This window comes from Mycobacterium sp. PO1, assembly GCF_017312405.1.
In the GTDB taxonomy this organism is placed as follows: domain Bacteria; phylum Actinomycetota; class Actinomycetes; order Mycobacteriales; family Mycobacteriaceae; genus Mycobacterium.
In genome coordinates this window covers 1-18,818 of record NZ_BLTG01000036.1, presented here as the reverse complement: position 1 = coordinate 18,818, position 18,818 = coordinate 1, and the positions used below count along the sequence as shown (strand labels likewise).

Genomic DNA, 18,818 nt, shown 5'->3' with positions numbered 1-18,818 from the left:
TACCTCCAGTGTGCCCGCGCCGAGAGCGCGGTGTCGACTACCGCTGGTCTGAGGTGGTAGGCAACGTTATGGCCTTCACCCGAGTCGACCTGCTGTCGACGGCGCAGCGGTCGCTGGCCGCGGCCGGCGCCCACGACCGCGACGGCTGGATCGGTCTGTTCACCGCCGACGGCACGATCGAAGACCCCGTCGGGTCGCGACCACACCGGGGCGCGGCGGCGATCGGCAGGTTCTACGACACCTTCATCGGCCCTCGCGCCATCACCTTCCATCCCGACGGCGACATCGTCGTGGACACCACGGTCATTCGCGACGTCGAGCTGATCATCGCGATGACGCCGACCCTGACGTTGCGGGTCCCCACGTTCATTCGGTACGACCTGCGCGGATACGAACGTAACGACGACTCCGAGCTGAAGGTGTGCGCGTTGTCGGCCTACTGGGAGCTACCGGCGATGATCGCGCAGTTCGCACGCAGTGGCCTGGGCGCGGTGCCCAGTGGGATCACCTTGGGCCGCACCATGCTCACCGAGCAGGGCCTCAGCGGCTGCGCGGGCTTCCTGCGCGGCTTTCGCGGTGTCGGGAGCGGGGGGAAGGGCCGGTTCACCGATCTGCTGGACGCCGCCTGCGAGGGTGACGAGCTCGGTCTGCGACGCCGTGTCGGCGACGCGTCGATCACCCAGGGCGACAGGGCCCCGATGACCACCTCGGAGTTGCTCAAGAACCTGTCCGGAGGCAGCTGGACCAAAGCGGTGCAGTCCGGGGCCTCGGTGGCGGCCCGGGTCGAGCGGTCCGGACGACGCTGGGTGCTGATCGGCGAGACCGGACCGGATCGGGGCTCGTTCGGCCGGTTGCGCCTGTTCGGCGAGGCAGTGTCCTGAGGGCGATGTCGGCCACCATGTCGGCCACGATGTCGGCCCCCATGTCGGCCACGTTGACGCAACCTCGTGCGTGGACGTGAGAACGTAACAGCACCATGGATCCAGCTGATTTGGTGACGTACGAGGAGTTCGGGCGCCGGTTCTTCGAGGTCGCGGTGACCGAGGAACGCGTCGGTGACGCGATCGGCGCGATCGCCGGCGACGCCTTCGAGATGGGCCCGATCGCGCAGGGACCCGGCCGGCTGGCGAAGGTGACGGCCAAAGTGCGGATCATGGCGCCCCGGGTCACCCGCGATCTCGGCGAGACCATCACGTTCTCGATCCGCATTCCACTGGAAATCGACATGGTCGTCGATCTGCGGATCGACAAACCGAAGTTCATGGTCTTCGGCGAGATCTCGTTGCGCGCCACCGCTCGCGCCGCCAAACCGCTGCTGCTGATTCTCGACGTCGAGAAGCCGCGCTCGTCCGACATCGCCATCCACGTCACGTCGAAGTCGTTGCGGGCCGAGGTCGTCCGCATCGTCGGCGGCGTGGACGCCGAGATCAAACGGTTCATCGCCGCGCACGTCGCCGGCGAGATCGACAGTCCGGAGTCCCAGCAGGCCAAGGTGATCGACGTCGCCGAACAGCTCGACGCGACATGGACGGGTATCTAGACCGGCGCCAGCACGGGCCGGCGCGGACTGCGCCCACCGCCGCTGGAGCGACCCCGGACGTGGCGCCACAGCCAAGGCATCAGCATGTTCTGGGTCCACAGCACCTGGGAGTACGCCTGGGAGCGCACTGACGGCGGGGGTGCAGACGGGTCGACGCCGGCCCAGTCGTGACTGCTGCCGGGCAACCCCAGCGCCTCGGCTGCGGCGGCCGCGAAGAGCATGTGCCCCCTGGGGGAACCGTGTACCCGATCCACGCTCCAGGTCTCGGGCTGCGCCATCGACGGCGCATCGAACAGATCGACCAGCCCGAATCCGTACCGCTGCGCCGCGGCGCGGATCTCGTCGTTGATGCGCAGCACGCGGGTGTTGAGCACCCGTCCGATCGGCAGGATTCTCGCCACGTCGGGAAACGTCGTCGTCACGACCGTGGCGCCGGAACCGGCCAACGTCCGGTGCACTTGGTCGAGCCGTGCCAGCGCGCCGTCGAAACCGGGACCGGGCCGGGTCACGTCGTTCATACCGATACACACCGTGACGAGATCCGGGCGCATCGACAGGGCGCGGGGTAGCTGATCGACCAACACATCGCGGATCTGATTGCCGCGAATGGCCAGGTTGGCGTAGCGGAAACCGGGATTGTCGGCGCTGAGCCTCAACGCCAGACGGTCGGCGAACCCGAACAGCCCGGCGTCGTCGTCGCCGTCCCAGAGTCCCTCGGTCTGGCTGTCGCCCAGCGCGACGTAGCGGGCGAATCCGGCCACGCCGGTGACTCTAGAGCGTGAGCGCCGGTGGCGCACCCGGCGAGCCGGCACAACCAACCCGCCGGCGAGCCGGCACAACCAACCCGCCGGCGAGCCGGCCCAACGAACCAGCCGGCCCACTAACCCAGCCGGCCGAGCCGGCTCACCGTCAAGACGACCCCGGTGACGCTGAGCTGGTTGAGGATGTCCTCCAGGCGGGTCCGGGGCAGATCGGCACGCCATTGCGGCACCGTGCCCGACAACCGCACCACGCCCGGGGCAAACGTGATGCCGGTCAGCACAAGCCCCCGGGCCAGCTCCGGCAGCTGTATCGGATACGCCGGGGTCCGCGCGGGTAACCGCCAGCCCCTGGAGCCGACCGTCAGCCGGCTCGCCGTCAGCCACAGGGTGGAACCGTCCACCCGCGCCGCCACCTCGAGGTGACCCAGCCGGGGCCGTCGCGCCAGCCGCAACCTGGCCACGCCGTCGGGGCCGACCTCCCCGGCGAAGCGTGGTGCGGCCGAGCGGAACATCTCGTCGAGCACGGCCGCGGGCACGTCGAGCGTCAACTCCACCGGCGCGGCGACCAGCACGGGCGGGGCGCCGGGCTTCATGTGCACGTTGTGCGCCACCACGGTGGCCCGCCCGAAGGTGCTGCTCCGCCAGCGGACGTCGTCGGCGGTCAGTCGCACGTCATTGAGCTGACCCACCGACAGCCCCCGCGCGTCGAGCCGCGACTCGAACCCGGTGACCGTCATCGTCAGATCACCGTCGTCGAGACGCACTGTGAGCCGTCGCCCCAGCACCAGCCGCCGGATCGTGAGGAACAACGTCCGATATGCGGCGGCGGCGCCGCTGTTCACCGGCACCATCGCGGTGGCCGACCACAGCGAGGTGAGCATGTCGATCGGCCGGAACGGATCGAACCGGCGGACGGACCGTGTCGGCGGCCGCCGCCCCGCCGGCTCCGTGGGACGGGTCATCGTGTGCTCCATCCTCGCACGCGCCTGGTTCAGCTATGGTCCCGTCGTGCCGAAACTCAGTGCCGGGCTGCTGCTCTACCGCGGCGACGGTGATCGCCTCGAGGTGCTTCTCGGCCATCCCGGGGGTCCGTTCTGGGCGCGCAAGGACGACGGCGCCTGGTCGGTGCCCAAAGGCGAGTACGCCGAGGGGGAGGACCCGTGGACGGTCGCTCAGCGGGAGTTCAGCGAGGAGGTGGGAAAGCCGCCCCCGACCGGGCCACGCCTGGATCTCGAACCGGTTCGACAACCCGGCGGCAAGATCGTCACGGTGTTCGCCGTGCATGCCGACCTCGATCTGACCGGCACCGTCAGCAACACGTTCACCATGGAGTGGCCCCGAGGCTCAGGGCAACAGCGGGAGTTCCCCGAGATCGACCGCCTGGCATGGTTCGACCTGGCGGCGGCGCGGGTGAAGTTGCTCACGGGCCAGCGGCCGCTGGTCGACCAGTTGCAGGAGGCAGCCGGACCCGGCGGACCATCGGCGTCTCGATCGCGTTGACGGTCAGCGCGCGGCCGTGGATGCGCCAGCCCCGCGACGTCCTGAGGTATTCGTCGTCGTAGCGCAGGTGCCACACGACATCGGTCACCGTGTCGCCGCGGACGGTCCAGTGGTGGGCGATACAGGTGATCCTGCCCAGCACGTGATCGGCATCGTCGCCGGGTGCGTACACCTCACCGACGATGGCGTGCTCGGTGCGGGCCACCGCAGCCAGGCCCGACATGGCCGCCCGCACACCGGGGGCACCGTGGAGGCGGCGCACCGGGTCGAGCCGCGCGGGCGGCTCGGGGAGCCGCAATTCTGCTGTGCCGGTGAACAATTCGACGACGTCGTCGAACCTGCGGTCGTCCACCGCGGCTGCGTAGAGATGGACCAGATCGGCGATCGCCAGGCGGTCGGAAAGCGGGAGGGGCACGGCTAGAGGTCGAGCGTCAGCCCGCGTGCGCCCGCCGCCCGGGACACGCAGATCAGCATCGTGCCGGCGGCACGTTCCGGGTCGGTCAACAGCGTGTCCCGGTGGTCGACCTCGCCGGCGATCACCCCGGTGCGGCATGTGCCGCAGAACCCCTGCTGACAGGAGTACGGGGCGTTCACCCCGGCCCTGCGCAGCGCCGACAGCAGCGTCTCCTCTGCTCCGACGGCAACGACCTCTCCGGTGCCGGCGACGGTGACCTCGAAGGGCGTGCCGTCGACGACGGGCGGGGCGGCGAAACGTTCGAAGTGCAGCTCGACGTCCGCGCGGCCGACCAGTGCCCCGCGGATCGCGGTCAACATCGGTGCGGGCCCGCACGCGTACACCGCCGTGCCGGGAGGGCAGTCGCCGAGCAGTTCAGCGGCGGTGGGCAGGCCGTGCTCGTCGTCCGTGCGGATCTCGACTGCGGCCCCGAATGCGCCGACCTCGTCGAGGAACGGCAACGCGGCACGGCTGCGGCCCGTGTAGACCATCGACCAGTCGATGCCCAGCGCATCGGCCGCGCCGAGCATCGGCAGGATGGGAGTGATGCCGATGCCGCCGGCGATGAAGCGAAACGCCCGCGCGGGCGACCCGAAGCCGGGCACCGTGAGCGGAAAGGCATTACGCGGGCCGTGGGTGCGAACCGTCGCGCCTTCCGGCAGCTCATGCACCTCGAGGGACCCGCCACCGCCGTCGGGGATGCGGCGCACCGCGATCCGGTAGTGGTCGACAGCCGCCGGGCTGCCGCACAGCGAGTACTGGCGGACCAACCCGCTGGGCAGCACCACATCCAGGTGGGCGCCGGGATACCAGCGCGGCACGGCCGAGCCGTCGGCCGGGACCAGCGTCAACTCGACCACGTCCTGGTCGTGGGCGACCACTCGGCGCCGCGCCACCGTCAACGCCAGCGTGCGTGCCGTCCCGGACGGCGGCGCCAACCGGCGTCGCGACGACGCCGCCAGCAGCCCCGAGACGGCTGTGACGGCGACGCTGAGCGGGACATCGTGCCGGATTCGCCCGGAAGCGCTCGGCGGTGTCCTGCGGTAGTTGTCGAACAGCCTCATCACAGGTGCGCGGCGCGCGCCGCGGGGGAGGAGGCCAGGTACGCCACCGCCTGGGCGGTGGAGCCGAACTCCTCGGGGGAGTATCCGGGGCGGAAGTAGGACAGCGTGGCCGTGCCGAACAGGTAGCGGTAGCGCGGGAGCAGGCCCAGTTTCGAGTCGCGCATCCGCATCCGGTTGAACGTCAGCCAGTTCGCGTCGACATTCGGGTCGGTGCGCATCAGATACCAGGCGGCACGCTGGAAGAACACCGCCAGCATCGTCGCGGCCGTCGTCATCGCCCGGATGCGGCTGAAGTAGCTGTCGTGGAAGTAGACCGCCACATCGTGGGCGACGCTGCGGTGCTCGACCTCCTCACTGCCGTGCCAACGGAACAGGTCGACCAGCGTGGGATCGGCCCCGTAGTCGTCCCAGGTGCAGTTCAGCGCGAAATCCCCCATGACGGCGGTGTAGTGCTCGATCGCCGCGATCAGCCACAACCGGTCGCTGAGATGGTTGAGCCGACGAGTCGGATCGGTCGTCGACGGCGGTGCCAGTGCCTCCCTGAAGAGGTGTTCGACCTGCGCGACGATCGGCGCCGGGTCCACCCCACGGGCTTCCATGAACGAGTGCAGCACCTGCTCGTGCACGTCGGCGTGGGTGGCCTCCTGCCCGACGAAACCGCGGATGTCGTCAGCCAGTTTGGGGTCCTTGACCATCGGCAACGCCTCGTTGAAGGTCTGGACGAACCAGCGCTCACCGGCCGGGAGCACCAGGTTCAGGACACTGACCACGTGCGAGGCCGCCGGATGCCCCGGAATCCAGTGCAGCGGCGCGTCTGCGACATCGAACTGGACCTTGCGGGCCTGGATCTGAACGGGGCCGGGATCGACTTCATCGCGGAAACGACGCGGACGCAACATTGCGGGCACTCCATCGGTGGTGAACTCGAGGGTCTTCCCGCCAGTCTAGAACCCGCGCGACCGGTTACCGGGACCGCGGGTCCCGGATAGCTGTCAGGGTTGGGGCGACGTGTTCGCGACGATCGGCGCGCCCATGCCGGGCGGCGGACCCGCGACCACCGGGGAGCCCGCACCGGGTGCGCCGGGGATCGGCACCATCGGGGTGGGCGTGACGGTTGTCACACCGTTGGCCCCGACGCGGGGGCCGCCCGTGGGTCCCATGGCGGCGATCTGGTCGGCCGCGGCCTGGGTGCAGTCCAACTTCAGCAGCATCCGGCCGCCGCTGGTCACCTTCTGGTGATCGACCAGGCAGGAGGACTGTGGCAACGCGCTGCCCGTCGAACCGCCGAAGTACGCCTTCACGCCCTGGCTCTTCAGGATCGCCAGCGCGCGTCCGTACTGCTCACCGACCACGTTGTAGGGGGAGGTCTCGACCGACGGCTGCGACAGCGCCACGCCGGCGCCCATCAGCGCGGCCGTGCCGGCTACGACGAGCCCGCTGCCGAGCACAGCGACTTTCCTCACGCAGTTCTCCTCGCCTCGTGGTGCGCTGCGAACATATCGCAGCCGTGCCGAATGTGAAACCGCTGCAGAAGCCGTCGGCGTTACAGCATCGAGCGTGACGCCGGTGCGCAGTTTCGCCGGGCGCTGTGCGCAACAACGACGGACTCAGCGTTTCCTGGGCGCCGTCGGCGCGGCTGCAACGGGTTGCGGATGGCCGCTATCGGCGCGGCTCGACCGAGTTGCGCATCGCCTCGCACAGCGCAGCCGCCCGGGCGTCGGTGAACACGTCTTCGAGCAGCACCTGACGTCCGTGCGGGCCACCCAGCGGAACCCGCCAGTTCGGGTACTCGTCGGTCGTGCCGGGCTGATTCTGGGTGCGCACCTCACCGACGGCGTCGGCCAGCGACAGCGCCAGCAGCCGCGACGGGGTGCGGCCCAGGTAGCGGTGCAGGGCCAACACCACCGTGTCGACGTCGGCACCGTCCCCATCGTCGAGACCGCCACCGTCGTCGAAGCCGTCACCGTCGTCGAAGCCGTCACCGCCGTTCGCGCCGTCACGGTCGGCAGCGTGGGCGCCGTCCTCGTCACGGTCGTCGCCGAGCAGACCGACCCGGCGCAACTCGGCCATCCAGGCCTGCTGCGCGGCCCGGTCACTGGCGAGCTCCTCCTCGGCCGGGCGCGTCAACAGGTCCAATTCGGCCCGTAGTCGCACGTGTACGCCGGCCAGATACCCCGCCGTCGGCGGCAGGTCGTGGGTCGTGACCGCGGACAGGCAGTACTCGCGCCACCGCTCGGCAGGCAACGGGCGTCCCTCGTCGTCCTGCTCGAACCACAGGATCGACGTGCCGAACAGTCCGCGGTCGCGCAGGTAGTCGCGCACCCAGGGCTCGACGGTGCCCAGGTCCTCGCCCACCACCACCGCACCGGCGCGGTAGGCCTCCAGCGCGACGATGCCGATCATCGCCTCGTGGTCGTAGCGCACGTAGGTGCCCTCCGTGGGCGGCGCACCCTTCGGAATCCACCACAACCGGAACAAGCCGATGATGTGGTCGATGCGCACCCCACCCGCGTGTCGAAGTACCGCGGCAACCAGCGCGCGGAACGGCTCATAGGCCGCCTCGGCCAGCCGGTCGGGCCGCCATGGCGGCTGCGACCAGTCCTGACCGAGCTGATTGAACTCGTCGGGCGGGGCGCCCGCCGTCACCCCCAGCGCCAGCACGTCCTGCAGCGCCCACGCGTCGGCGCCGTCGGGATCGACGCCGACGGCGAGGTCGGCCATGATGCCCAGCGCCATCCCCGCCTGCACGGCAGAGTGCTGCGCGGCGCCGAACTGCTCGTCGACGACGAACTGCAGCCAGCGGTGGAAGTCCACCTCCGCCTCGTGCTCGATGGCGAAGCGGGCCACCGCCTCGCTGCGCGGGTGCTGCAACTCGGCAGGCCACCCGTGCCAGTCCGCGCCGTGATGTTCCGCCAAGGCGCACCAGGTGGCGAAGTCGTCGAGGCTGCGGCCTTCCCGAGCCCGGAATGCGGCGTAGGCGATCTCCCGGCCGGCCGAGAACTCGACGAGGTAGACGCTCTCCAACGCCGCGCGCTTGGCCTTCCAGGCGCTGTCGCGGTCGATCTGCTCGGCGCGCGCGGCACGGGACTGCACCTGATGCCGGGCTTTGCGGATCCGACCCCGGTGGCGCAGTGAGGCGTACTCGGGAATCGCCTCCACCCGCAGATAGATCGGGTTGACGAACCGGCGCGACGTCGGCAGGTAGGGCGAGGGTTCCATGGGCGCGGTCGGGGCGGCCGCGTGCATCGGGTTGACCAGCACGAAACCGGCTCCGTGCTGGGCGGCCGACCAAACGGCCAGGTCGGTGAGGTCGGTCAAATCGCCGACGCCCCAGGAGTTCTCGGAGCGGACGCTGTAGAGCTGGGCGGCCAGGCCCCAAGCGCGGCCACCGCCGAGCCGGGCCGGCACATCCAGCTTGGCGGGCGTGACGATGACGGGCGTGCTGATGTCGGTGGAACCGATCTGCATGTGCAGGTGGTGGTAGCCGATCGGCACGTCGGCCGGCAGTTCGAAGGTGGCCTCGCCGACCGAGCGACCGTCGAGGTCGAACGGCGGCCGGTTGTTCTCCAGCTGCCGCAGACCGGTGCGCACGCTGCCGTCCTCCAGGCGCATCCACAGCCGGACCGGATCACCGTGGGTGACGTGCACCCAGAACGGTGTCGTCACGCCGTGGCGCCCGACGATCGACGGCGGCAACGACCGCGTCCAGTACTGCCGGTCGTGATCGGCCAGGGCGGCGGTCCGGTCCTCCTCGGTGGCGGCGGGCACACCCAGCGCCTCGAGGACGGCGATCAGCGTGGTCGCGCCGGCACTGACCCGACGGCCGGTCCAGTCCTCGTAGTCCGCCGCCACCCCGTACCGCTGGGCGAGGTCGATCAACGAGGAGGGCGGTTGCGCCGCCACTTCGGTTGCCATGCCGCCAATCTTGCCTGCCGTTGCGCATCTGAGCCCAACATCCCCGCCCAGGGACCCGGGCGGGCGCCGTCGCGCAGGGACGGCCGGTAACCTCGCGGGCATGGCGACCGAACCGCCGATCGGCGGCGAGGTGAGCCACCGCCGGGCCCGGCTGGCCGTGGCGGCCCTGTTCTTCAGCAACGGCGCGCTGTTCGCCACGCTGCTGCCGCGCTATCCCGAGATCAAATCCGATCTCGGGATGTCCAACGCCGGATTCGGTGCGGCCGTGGCGGCCTTCTCGGCCGGGGCACTACTGGCCGGCATGGCGGCGGCCGTGCTGATCCGCCGGTTCGGGTCGGCGCGGGTGGCCTTGGTGACGACCACGCTTCTGGCCGGGTTCATCGTGGCCGCCGCGATGGCACCCGCGCCGTCGATGTTCGCCGGCGCCTTGTTCGTCGCCGGGGCCAGCGACGGGGTGACCGACGTCGCCCAGAACGTCAACGGACTTCGGCTGCAACGACTTTACGGCCGCTCGATCATCAACTCGCTGCACGCGGTGTGGGCGGTGGGAGCCATCGCGGGCGGGTTGACCGGGGCCGCGGCGATCGCGCTGCACATTCCGCGCGGCGGGCATCTGGCCGGTGCGGCGACGTTGTTCTGCGGCCTGGTGATCATCGCCTATCCACACCTGCTGCCCGGCGCCGACCACGACGAACACCCGTCGGCCGGGCGGGTCGCCGACGTCCCGGTGCCTGCGGCGGTCTGGGTCACGCTGGCGGCGCTGGTCGGCATTGCCGTCGCGGGCGCCACCGTCGAAGATGCCGGCAGTTCGTGGGCGACGCTGTATCTGCGCGACAGCCTGGACGCCCCGGGCTCGGTGGCGGCGCTCGGTTATGTCGCACTGGTGGGGTCCATGTTCGTCGGGCGGATGCTCGGCGACCGGCTGGTCGATCGCTTCGGCGACCGTGCCGTGACCCGCGCCGGCGGGGTGGTGGCCGCCGCCGGGATGGGTGCCGCACTGGCGTTCCCGTCTGTGCCGGGCACCATCGCGGGTTTCGCCGCGGCGGGACTGGGCGTCGCGACTGTGGTGCCCGCGGCGATGCGCGCGGCCGACGAGCTGCCGGGACTGCGGGCCGGAACCGGCCTGACGGTACTGACCTGGCTGATGCGCGTCGGATTTCTGGGTGCTCCGTTGATCGTCGGCGTGGTCGCCGACACGGCGAGCCTGCGGGTGGGACTGCTCAGCGTGCCGATCGCCGGCGTGGCGCTGGTGCTGCTGGCCCGGGCGTTGACCGCCAGGCGTGGCAAAACGTCCGGCTTTACACCCCTGGACACGCCGTGAACAGCCACAATGAGGAGGCGCCCGCACGCTGGTACAGTTACGTACCGCCGTGGCAGCCTCCGCGCTGCCGCACCGTCGATCGAAGGAGCTCGGGATGACTGCGGAAGCCACCACCCGCCGCCCAGCCGACGGCCGCCCGGTGGTCGACACCACCCACGGCCCGGTCCGCGGGGTCGACAACGGCATCGTCAAGACCTGGAAGGCCGTGCGCTACGCCGCCGCGCCGGTCGGCGAACTGCGGTGGCGCGCACCCCAGCCGCCGCAGAGGTGGACCGAACCGGCCGACGCGTCGCGCGTGGGCCCGGTGTGCCCCCAGCCCACCGACCCCAAGATCCCGATCGACCTCGGCGCACCCCAGGGCGACGACTTCCTGTCGCTCAATGTCTGGGCGCCGCCCGACACCCAGCCCGGCGACGGCAAGCCGGTGATGGTGTGGGTGCACGGCGGAGCCTACGTGCTCGGCTCTGCCAGTCAGCCGCTCTACCACGGCGCCGCGCTGGCCACCGGCGGCGACGTGATCGTGGTGACCGTCAACTACCGGCTCGGTGCGTTCGGCTTCCTGGAGCTGCCCACCCTGGGCGCCGACAGCGAACGCTTCGCCACCAACCTGGGCCTGCGCGACGTGCTCGCCGCCCTGGAGTGGGTGCGCGACAACATCGCCGCATTCGGCGGAGACCCGGCCAGGGTGACGCTGTTCGGTGAGTCCGCAGGCGGCGGGGTGGTCACCACGCTGCTGGGCAGCCCCGCGGCCGCCGGGCTGTTCAGCGCGGCGATCGCGCAGAGCTCGCCGGCGACGTCGTCCTATGACACCGAACGCGCCCGGCGGGTGGCCGCACGCTTCCTCGAAGTGCTCGACCTCGGAACGGGTGATCTCGACCGCCTGCACGGGTTACCGACCCAGGCTGTCGTGGAGGCGTCACGCACGGTGTTCGACGAGGTGCCGGTCAACACGCCGGGCCTTCTCGCGTTCGCCCCGATCGTGGACGGCGACGTGGTCCCGGACTACCCGGTCGCCACCGCACGGCGGGGGATGACACACCCGGTGCCGCTGATCATCGGCACCAACAAGAACGAGGCCGCGCTGTTCCGGTACATGAAGTCGCCGTTGATGCCCGTCACACCCGAGCGCGTCAAGGCGATGTTCGCCCAGATCGCCTCCGAACAGCCGGACGTGCGGTTGCCCAGCACCGCCGACCTGGATGGGACCTACCGCGGCCGCGGCAAGGTCAAGGGCATGGGTCTCAGCAGCGACCTGGGCTTCCGGATGCCCTCGATCTGGTTCGCCGACGGGCACCGCGCGGTCGCGCCCGTCTACCTCTACCGGTTCGACTTCGCCACCCCGTTCCTCAAGCTGGTGCGCCTGCACGCCGCGCACGCCACCGAGCTGCCGTTCGTGTGGGGCAATCTCGGCTCCGGCCGCAAGGACCCGACATTCGCGCTGGGTGGACGCAAGACCGGGCAGCAGGTCTCCGAGAGGTTGCGTGCCCGCTGGACGAGTTTCGCGCGGCACGGGCGTCCCGACGGCCTGGGCGGGGAACCGGCCTGGCATCCCTACGACGCCGACCGCCGGGCCACCCTCGTCATCGACAAGACCGACACCGTGATCGACGACCTCGACGCCGACGTGCGCCGTGCGTGGGGCGATGACGTGCTGAGTTTCCGGTAGGAAGGCGGTTCCGCTCGTGGATCTCCTCGAAGTGCTGCCACCGCCGATGCGCGACCCGGTGTTGTTCGCGATCCCGTTCTTCCTGCTGCTGCTGATCATCGAGTGGAGCGCCGCGCGCAAGCTGGAGCATCTGGTCGACGAGACCGGCCGACCGAGTTCGGGCTCACATCAGGCCCGCGACTCGTGGGCCAGCATCTCGATGGGCCTGGTTTCGGTGTTCACCATGGGCGCCTGGAAGTTCCTGGCGCTGCTCGGGTATGCGGCGATCTACGCCTATGTGGCGCCGTGGCAGTTGTCGGCAGGGCAGTGGTACACCTGGGTGATCGCGCTCGTCGGGGTGGATCTGCTGTTCTACGCCTATCACCGCACCGCTCATCGGGTGCGGCTGATCTGGGCCACCCATCAGGCCCACCATTCCAGCCGCTACTTCAATTTCGCGACCGCGCTGCGGCAGAAGTGGAACAACAGCGGGGAGATCCTGATGTGGATTCCGTTGCCGCTGTTGGGCGTTCCACCGTGGATGGTGTTCTTCAGTTTCTCGGTGAGCCTGATCTATCAGTTCTGGATCCACACCGAGCGCATCGGCAGGATGTGGGCGCCGTTCGAGTTCGTGTTCAACACGCCGTCGCACCATCGCGTGCATCACGGCATGGATCCCGAGTACCTGGACAAGAACTACGGCGGCATCCTGATCATCTGGGACCGTCTTTTCGGCACGTTCCAGCGCGAGCTGTTCCGGCCGCACTACGGGCTGACCAAGCCGGTGGACACGTTCAACATCTGGACGCTGCAGACTCACGAGTACCGGGCGATCGCCCGTGACGTGCGCGCCGCGACCGGGTTGCGGGACCGGCTCGGTTACCTCTTCGGGCCACCGGGCTGGCAGCCCGCCCACGCGGCCCAGACGACGACGCCCGCCCACGTCAAGCCGTAATGTGCGGGTCATGAAGACGGTGTTCGACGCCGCGGTCGACGCAGCCCTGATCGACCGTTCGCTGGCCGGAACCACACTGGGGTCGGTGTGGCTGGACACCGACCGTCCGGAGCATCCCCCGGCAGCCGGTCCGACGACGTGTGACCTGCTCGTGGTCGGCGGGGGATACACCGGCCTGTGGAGCGCGCTGCACGCGGCGCGCCGCCACCCCGATCGCCGCATCGTGCTCATCGAGGCCGACCGGATCGGCTGGGCCGCCTCCGGGCGCAACGGCGGATTCGTCGACGCCAGCCTCACCCACGGCTACGAGAACGGAAAGTCCCGCTGGCCCAACGAGATCGATGCCCTCGAGCACATGGGGATGGAGAATCTCGACGGCATGCAGGCCGAGATCGCCGAACTCGGGCTGCAGGTCGACTGGCAGCGCACCGGGATGCTCACGGTGGCCACCGAACCGCACCAGATCGAGTGGCTCGACGAGGCGGCCGGGCAGGGCCAGGGTACGGCGCTCGACCAGGCTCAGGTCCGCGCCGAGGTGGACTCGCCCACCTATCTGGCGGGCCTCTTCAGCCCGGACACGTGCGCGATCGTCGACCCGGCGAAGTTGGCGCTGGAACTCGCCCGCGCCTGCGTCGAGGCCGGCGTGGACGTGCACGAACACACCACCGCGCGGCAGCTCATCTCCGGCGGGGCGGCGCTGCGGGTCCACACCGACGGCCCGGTCATCACCTGCCGTCAGGTGGTGCTGGCCACCAACGTCTTTCCCAGCCTGTTGCGCCGCAACCGCTTCCACACGGTGCCGGTCTACGACTACGTGCTGGCGACCGAGCCCCTGTCGGAGGCGCAACTCGACCGCATCGGCTGGCGCAACCGGCAGGGCGTCGGCGATTCGGCCAACCAGTTCCACTACTACCGGCTGACCGCGGACAACAGGATCGTGTGGGGCGGTTACGACGCGATCTACCACTTCGGTCGTCGCATCGACTCGTCGTACGAAGACCGCACCGAGAGCTACCGCCGGTTGGCCGCTCACTTCTTCATCACGTTCCCTCAGCTCGACGACGTGACGTTCACCCACCGCTGGGCCGGACCGATCGACACCAACACCCGCTTCTGCGCGCACTGGGGTCTGGCGCGCGAAGGTCGGGTGGCCTACGTCAACGGCTTCACCGGACTCGGGGTCGCGGCCACCCGGTTCGCCGCCGACGTCTGCCTGGACCTGCTCGACGGGGCGACCACCGCGCGAACCGGGCTGGAGATGGTGCGCAAGAAGCCGTTGCCGTTTCCGCCGGAGCCGCTGGCCAGTGCCGGTATCCAGGCAACGCGCTGGTCGCTGGACCGCGCCGATCACTCAGCGGGCCGGCGCAATCTGCTGCTGCGCGCCCTCGACGCCGCCGGACTGGGCTTCGACTCCTGAGCGGCGCGCACCCCGAGCGCGGCGTGTAACGCCCCGTTATCGGGCCGCGATGAGGCAGTTATACCGTCTGCATCAAAAGAGTCTCGTTCGGGTATCAAACCTGATACCACTCGAGGGGCGGTAGCCGACACCTCACTTCACGGGGAGAGCGGAGGGGGCAGTGCCTACTCAGATGCCTGTTGGGTCGCCTGTCGAGACACCCGCGCGGAGACCTTCTCCGGTGTCCCGGTGGTCACCGCGACGACTGCGACACCTGCTCCTCGCGCTGATCGCTCCGGTTCTGGCCCTGACCCTGGTCACTCCTGCGGCCGAAGCCCAACCCGGAGTCCTGGTGTATCCGGGCATGGAGATTCGGCAGGACCGCGTGCGCTGCACTCTCGGCTACGTCGACCCGCAGACCAGGGTGGCCTTCACCGCCGGCCATTGCCGCGCATCCGGGCTGGTCACCGACCAGAGCGGCCATGTCATCGGCACCCAGGGCTCGTTCCGGGACAACACTCCCGACGGCACCACGATCGACACCAACCACCAGATCACGGACTGGCTGGTGGTTCATCTGGCCAGCGACGTCGCGGTCAACAATGTGCTGCCCGGCGGCCGGGTGCTCGTCACCGATCCCGGTGTGGTGCCCGTGGCGGGGATGCCGGTCTGCCATTTCGGGGTGGTGACGGGGGAGAGCTGCGGCACCGTCCAGGCGGTCAACAACGGGTGGTTCACGATGGCCAACGGCGTGGTGAGCCAGAAGGGCGATTCCGGTGGTCCGGTCTACACGCCGACTCCGGACGGGCGCACGGTGTTGATCGGCATGTTCAACAGCACCTGGGGTAGCTTCCCCGCCGCAGTGTCCTGGCAGGTGACCAGCCAACAGGCCCGAGAGGACGTCATCTCGGCGGCTTCGGCGACGCTGCAGGCCCCGGCGATCCCCTGACACCGAACCTTTCCTGGCACGAAGTCAGTCCAGGAGTTCGAACACCGGAATCGACGGAGCGACCCGCGCCAGCTCGGCCGGCCCCGAGGTCGGCGTCAGACCGCCGACATGGGTTTTGACCTGCCAATACCAGCGGCGGAGATAGCGAATCAGCAGTTCGGGCTTGGCCTCGTCTTCGACCTCGACGACGGTGTGGCGCGCGGGACGTCGCGGCGGACCCAGCTCGACCTCGCCGGCGGCCCGTACGTTGCGCGCCCACTGGGTGTTCCCGCGCGGAGAGACCAGATAGGCCCGCCCGTCGGCAGTCAGCAGATTGACCACCACGGCGTGCGACCGCCCCGAGACGCGGCCTCGCACCCGCAGCGCAGTGCTGCCCTGGATGCTGATCCCCGATTCGGCGAGCCGGCGGATGGAGGCGTTGAACACCCGTGCGCCCACCCCGGGTACGTCGTAGCGCTGAGTCATCGATCGATCCTTTCCCTGACCATTAACGAGAGCATTGCTCTCAAATCAGCGTGACACGCGAACGAGGTCAAAGCAAGAGCGGTGATCTCGTTCTGTGCCAGACTGGTCCCGTGGGCAAACGTCAGGAGTCCCGCGACCGCATCGAACGTCGCATCGTCGAACTGGGCCGGGACCAGCTGATCAGCAAGGGAGCAGCGGGACTGTCGCTGCGCGCGATCGCGCGTGAGCTGGGCATGGTGTCCTCGGCGGTGTACCGGTACGTGGCCAGCCGCGATGAGTTGCTGACGCTGCTGCTCGTCGACGCCTACACCGAACTGGCCGACGCGGTCGAGCGCGCCCGGCCCGACACCGGCACGTGGCGCGAGCAACTGACCGCGATCGGCCGCGCTGCGCGCCGGTGGGCGCTGGGCCAGCCGGCGAGCTGGGCCCTGCTCTACGGCAGCCCCGTACCCGGCTACCACGCACCGCGCGACAGGACCGTGGGTCCGGGCACCCGGGTGGTCGGCATGGTGTTCGCCGCAGTGAGTCTCGGCATCGCCGACGGAGATATTCCCGACCCCGAAGGCGTTGTGGCCCCGCAACTCTCCCGCGATCTGGCGCTGTTGCGCAGTGAGTATGACCTTCCCGCGGGCGATGTGGCGGCCACCAGGTGCCTGACCGTGTGGGCGACGCTGATCGGCGCGATCAGCCTGGAAGTCTTCGGCCAGTACGGCGCCGACACATTCTGCGATCCGGCCGCGGTCTTCGACACCCAGATGGAGCTGATGGCCGATTTTCTGGCGCAGAATTAGAACACGTTCTAGCTTGCGTGGCGCGGGAGCGATATTCTCGAACCGATGCTTGACCAGACACCTGTCCAGATCGCCTGGGTGACGAACGACCTGACCGCCACCGAGACGACGCTGAGCGCGCTGCTGGGCGTCACGAGATGGTTCCGCATGCCCGGCGTGCACTTCGGTCCGGACGGCTGCACCTACCGCGGAGAACCCGCCGACTGCTCGGCTGACATCTCGCTCAGCTACGCCGGCGACATGCAACTCGAGGTGATCGCGCCCACCTCGGGCGACAGCGTGTACAGCGAGTTCCTCGAGCGCTGCGGCCCCGGTCTGCACCACATCTGCCGGGACGTGGGCGACGCCGACGCGTTCACCGCCGCGCTCGACGAGGCCGCGCACCGGGGCGCTCCCGCGGTCATGGTCGGCACGATGCCGGGAGGTATGCGCTTCGCCTATCTGTCCGCGCCGGAGTCGGGGGTTCCCTATCTGGAGATCGCCTACCTGCCGCCGGAGATCCGCGCGTACTTCAGCCATCTGAAAGACCAAGTGAACCAGGAGCAGAATTGAGCATGCAGCACATCCCCGAGACGGTGTCCGTCGCCGACGTCGACGACTGGTCCGACGAGACCGACGTCGTCGTGCTCGGTTTCGGCATCGCCGGCGGTTGCGCGGCCGTCAGCGCCGCCGCAGCCGGCGCGCGAGTTCTGGTCTTGGAGAAGGGCGCCGACGCCGGCGGCACCACATCGATGGCCGGCGGCCACTTCTATCTCGGCGGCGGCACCGCCGTGCAGCGCGCCACGGGCCACGACGACACGCCCGACGAGATGTACAAGTACCTGGTCACCCAGTCCCGGGAACCCGAGCACGACAAGATCCGGGCGTACTGCGACGGCAGCGTCGAACACTTCGACTGGCTCGAAGGTCTCGGGTTCCAGTTCGAACGCAGCTACTACCCGGGCAAGGTCGTCGTCCCGCCCGGTACCGAGGGGCTGTCCTACACCGGGAACGAGAAGGTGTGGCCGTTCTGCGAGCAGGCCGAGCCCGCTCCCCGCGGACATTCGGTTCCGGTGCCGGGTGAACTCGGCGGCGCCGCCATGGTCATCGACCTGCTGCTCAAGCGCGCCGAGTCGCTCGGTGTCACGATGCGCTACGAGACCGGTGCCACCGCACTCGTCGTCGACGGCAACGGTGCCATCGTGGGCGTGCGCTGGAAGCACTTCGGCGAAAGCGGTTACGTCAAGGCCGATTCCGTGGTGATCGCCGCGGGCGGCTTCGCGATGAACGCGGACATGGTCGCCGAGTACACGCCCGCGCTGGGCCAGGAGCGCAAGACCAAACACCACGGGATGGTCGCGCCCTACATTCTGGGCAACCCGAACGACGACGGGCTGGGAATCAAACTGGGCGTCTCGGCCGGGGGCGTGGCAACGAACATGGACCAGTTGTTCATCACCGCGGCCGCCTATCCGCCCGAGATCCTGCTGACCGGCGTCATCGTCAACTCCGAGGGCAAGCGGTTCGTCGCCGAGGATTCCTACCACTCGCGCACCTCGGCGTTCGTCCTCGAACAACCCGACCAGACCGCGTATCTGATCGTCGACGAGGCACACATGCAGATGCCGGAGATGCCGTTGATCAAGTTCATCGACGGCTGGGAGACGGTGACCGAGATGGCGGAGGCTCTGGGCATCCCGGAGGACAACCTCGCCGCGACGCTCGAGCGCTACAACACCCATGCCGCGGCCGGCGAGGACCCCGATTTCCACAAGCAGCCGGATTATCTCGCGGCGCAGGACCACGGGCCGTGGGCGGCGTTCGATCTGTCGCTCGGGCGGGCGATGTACTCCGGGTTCACGATGGGCGGCCTCAAGGTCTCGGTCGACGGTGAGGTGCTGCGCGGGGACGGCAGCGCGGTGCGCGGGCTGTACGCGGCGGGCGCCTGTGCGTCGAACATCGCCCAGGACGGCAAGGGCTACGCGAGTGGGACGCAGCTGGGCGAAGGCTCGTTCTTCGGGAGGCGGGCGGGAGAACACGCAGCGAGGAGGGCGGGAGAACATGCAGCGCGGCGGGCGGGAGA

Annotated in this window: 19 protein-coding genes; 11 read left to right on the top strand and 8 right to left on the bottom strand. The window is 69.6% G+C overall.

What is annotated here, in order from left to right; genetic code table 11:
- The first annotated feature begins 68 nt into the window (after window positions 1–68).
- Window positions 69–881, top strand: coding sequence for a nuclear transport factor 2 family protein (locus J3476_RS14225; protein ID WP_207067082.1), 813 nt, complete (start codon window positions 69–71; stop codon window positions 879–881).
- Window positions 882–976: 95 nt separating this feature from the next.
- A complete protein-coding gene (locus J3476_RS14220) occupies window positions 977–1,540 on the top strand; it encodes a hypothetical protein (RefSeq protein ID WP_207067081.1) in 564 nt (187 codons plus the stop codon).
- Here the strand turns inward: J3476_RS14220 and J3476_RS14215 are convergent.
- Both J3476_RS14215 and J3476_RS14210 read right to left on the bottom strand, forming a co-directional pair.
- Complete coding sequence (locus tag J3476_RS14215; protein WP_207067080.1) at window positions 1,537–2,301, bottom strand: SGNH/GDSL hydrolase family protein; 765 nt, start codon at window positions 2,299–2,301, stop codon at window positions 1,537–1,539. The two genes, J3476_RS14220 and J3476_RS14215, sit on opposite strands and share 4 nt — an antisense overlap.
- Before the next feature lie 119 nt (window positions 2,302–2,420).
- Window positions 2,421–3,263 (bottom strand): hypothetical protein, encoded by an 843-nt coding sequence (locus tag J3476_RS14210; RefSeq protein ID WP_179967512.1) that lies wholly within the window; start codon window positions 3,261–3,263, stop codon window positions 2,421–2,423.
- Window positions 3,264–3,309: 46 nt separating this feature from the next.
- Between J3476_RS14210 and J3476_RS14205 the strand changes: the two genes are divergently transcribed.
- Window positions 3,310–3,801 (top strand): NUDIX domain-containing protein, encoded by a 492-nt coding sequence (locus J3476_RS14205; RefSeq protein WP_207067079.1) that lies wholly within the window; start codon window positions 3,310–3,312, stop codon window positions 3,799–3,801.
- Here J3476_RS14205 and J3476_RS14200 read toward each other — a convergent pair.
- From J3476_RS14200 to malQ, 5 genes are all read right to left on the bottom strand, one after another.
- Window positions 3,722–4,216, bottom strand: a complete 495-nt coding sequence (locus J3476_RS14200; RefSeq protein WP_207067078.1) for a nuclear transport factor 2 family protein — start codon at window positions 4,214–4,216, stop codon at window positions 3,722–3,724. The genes J3476_RS14205 and J3476_RS14200 overlap by 80 nt on opposite strands.
- A 2-nt stretch (window positions 4,217–4,218) precedes the next feature.
- Complete coding sequence (locus J3476_RS14195; protein WP_207067077.1) at window positions 4,219–5,319, bottom strand: PDR/VanB family oxidoreductase; 1,101 nt, start codon at window positions 5,317–5,319, stop codon at window positions 4,219–4,221.
- On the bottom strand, window positions 5,319–6,218 hold the full coding sequence (locus J3476_RS14190; RefSeq protein ID WP_207067076.1) for a metal-dependent hydrolase: 900 nt from the start codon (window positions 6,216–6,218) through the stop codon (window positions 5,319–5,321). The genes J3476_RS14195 and J3476_RS14190 overlap by 1 nt, the downstream gene beginning before the upstream one ends.
- 93 nt (window positions 6,219–6,311) lie before the next feature.
- Complete coding sequence (locus J3476_RS14185) at window positions 6,312–6,782, bottom strand: hypothetical protein (protein ID WP_152517271.1); 471 nt, start codon at window positions 6,780–6,782, stop codon at window positions 6,312–6,314.
- A 196-nt stretch (window positions 6,783–6,978) separates the two neighbouring features.
- Window positions 6,979–9,234: a 4-alpha-glucanotransferase gene (gene malQ / locus J3476_RS14180; protein WP_207067075.1), complete on the bottom strand. Its 2,256-nt coding sequence runs from the start codon at window positions 9,232–9,234 to the stop codon at window positions 6,979–6,981.
- A 100-nt stretch (window positions 9,235–9,334) separates the two neighbouring features.
- Between malQ and J3476_RS14175 the strand changes: the two genes are divergently transcribed.
- The 5 genes from J3476_RS14175 to J3476_RS14155 all read left to right on the top strand — a co-directional run bounded on the left by J3476_RS14175 (window position 9,335) and on the right by J3476_RS14155 (window position 15,500).
- Window positions 9,335–10,555, top strand: coding sequence for an MFS transporter (locus tag J3476_RS14175; protein WP_207067074.1), 1,221 nt, complete (start codon window positions 9,335–9,337; stop codon window positions 10,553–10,555).
- A 94-nt stretch (window positions 10,556–10,649) separates the two neighbouring features.
- On the top strand, window positions 10,650–12,221 hold the full coding sequence (locus tag J3476_RS14170) for a carboxylesterase/lipase family protein (protein WP_207067073.1): 1,572 nt from the start codon (window positions 10,650–10,652) through the stop codon (window positions 12,219–12,221).
- A 46-nt stretch (window positions 12,222–12,267) separates the two neighbouring features.
- The gene (locus J3476_RS14165; RefSeq protein ID WP_207067142.1) at window positions 12,268–13,155 is read left to right on the top strand and encodes a sterol desaturase family protein; all 888 of its coding nucleotides are present in this window, start codon (window positions 12,268–12,270) and stop codon (window positions 13,153–13,155) included.
- 10 nt (window positions 13,156–13,165) lie between these two features.
- Window positions 13,166–14,572, top strand: coding sequence for an FAD-binding oxidoreductase (locus tag J3476_RS14160; RefSeq protein ID WP_207067072.1), 1,407 nt, complete (start codon window positions 13,166–13,168; stop codon window positions 14,570–14,572).
- A gap of 220 nt (window positions 14,573–14,792) precedes the next feature.
- Complete coding sequence (locus J3476_RS14155; RefSeq protein WP_286183026.1) at window positions 14,793–15,500, top strand: hypothetical protein; 708 nt, start codon at window positions 14,793–14,795, stop codon at window positions 15,498–15,500.
- Window positions 15,501–15,524: 24 nt separating this feature from the next.
- On the opposite strand, the gene J3476_RS14150 is transcribed toward J3476_RS14155, so the two are convergent.
- Complete coding sequence (locus J3476_RS14150; protein WP_207067071.1) at window positions 15,525–15,965, bottom strand: nitroreductase/quinone reductase family protein; 441 nt, start codon at window positions 15,963–15,965, stop codon at window positions 15,525–15,527.
- Window positions 15,966–16,075: 110 nt separating this feature from the next.
- Here J3476_RS14150 and J3476_RS14145 point away from each other — a divergent pair, with 110 nt between their 5' ends.
- From J3476_RS14145 to J3476_RS14135, 3 genes are all read left to right on the top strand, one after another.
- Window positions 16,076–16,756 carry a TetR/AcrR family transcriptional regulator gene (locus J3476_RS14145; protein WP_207067070.1) on the top strand — a complete coding sequence of 227 codons (681 nt, stop codon included), beginning with the start codon at window positions 16,076–16,078 and terminating at the stop codon, window positions 16,754–16,756.
- 45 nt (window positions 16,757–16,801) lie between these two features.
- Window positions 16,802–17,308: a VOC family protein gene (locus J3476_RS14140; protein WP_207067069.1), complete on the top strand. Its 507-nt coding sequence runs from the start codon at window positions 16,802–16,804 to the stop codon at window positions 17,306–17,308.
- Between the two features lie 2 nt (window positions 17,309–17,310).
- On the top strand, window positions 17,311–18,818 hold a 1,508-nt coding region (locus J3476_RS14135; RefSeq protein WP_207067140.1), incomplete at its 3' end, for an FAD-binding protein.

What these genes read in the sequence shown, in the direction of transcription:
- J3476_RS14210 (WP_179967512.1), bottom strand. Translation starts at nt 3,263, where the DNA reads ATGACCCGTCCCACGGAGCCGGCGGGGCGGCGGCCGCCGACACGGTCC.
- J3476_RS14170 (WP_207067073.1), top strand. Translation starts at nt 10,650, where the DNA reads ATGACTGCGGAAGCCACCACCCGCCGCCCAGCCGACGGCCGCCCGGTG.
- malQ (WP_207067075.1), bottom strand. Translation starts at nt 9,234, where the DNA reads ATGGCAACCGAAGTGGCGGCGCAACCGCCCTCCTCGTTGATCGACCTC.
- J3476_RS14195 (WP_207067077.1), bottom strand. Translation starts at nt 5,319, where the DNA reads ATGAGGCTGTTCGACAACTACCGCAGGACACCGCCGAGCGCTTCCGGG.
- J3476_RS14190 (WP_207067076.1), bottom strand. Translation starts at nt 6,218, where the DNA reads ATGTTGCGTCCGCGTCGTTTCCGCGATGAAGTCGATCCCGGCCCCGTT.
- J3476_RS14220 (WP_207067081.1), top strand. Translation starts at nt 977, where the DNA reads ATGGATCCAGCTGATTTGGTGACGTACGAGGAGTTCGGGCGCCGGTTC.
- J3476_RS14160 (WP_207067072.1), top strand. Translation starts at nt 13,166, where the DNA reads ATGAAGACGGTGTTCGACGCCGCGGTCGACGCAGCCCTGATCGACCGT.
- J3476_RS14165 (WP_207067142.1), top strand. Translation starts at nt 12,268, where the DNA reads ATGCGCGACCCGGTGTTGTTCGCGATCCCGTTCTTCCTGCTGCTGCTG.
- J3476_RS14150 (WP_207067071.1), bottom strand. Translation starts at nt 15,965, where the DNA reads ATGACTCAGCGCTACGACGTACCCGGGGTGGGCGCACGGGTGTTCAAC.
- J3476_RS14175 (WP_207067074.1), top strand. Translation starts at nt 9,335, where the DNA reads ATGGCGACCGAACCGCCGATCGGCGGCGAGGTGAGCCACCGCCGGGCC.
- J3476_RS14140 (WP_207067069.1), top strand. Translation starts at nt 16,802, where the DNA reads ATGCTTGACCAGACACCTGTCCAGATCGCCTGGGTGACGAACGACCTG.
- J3476_RS14225 (WP_207067082.1), top strand. Translation starts at nt 69, where the DNA reads ATGGCCTTCACCCGAGTCGACCTGCTGTCGACGGCGCAGCGGTCGCTG.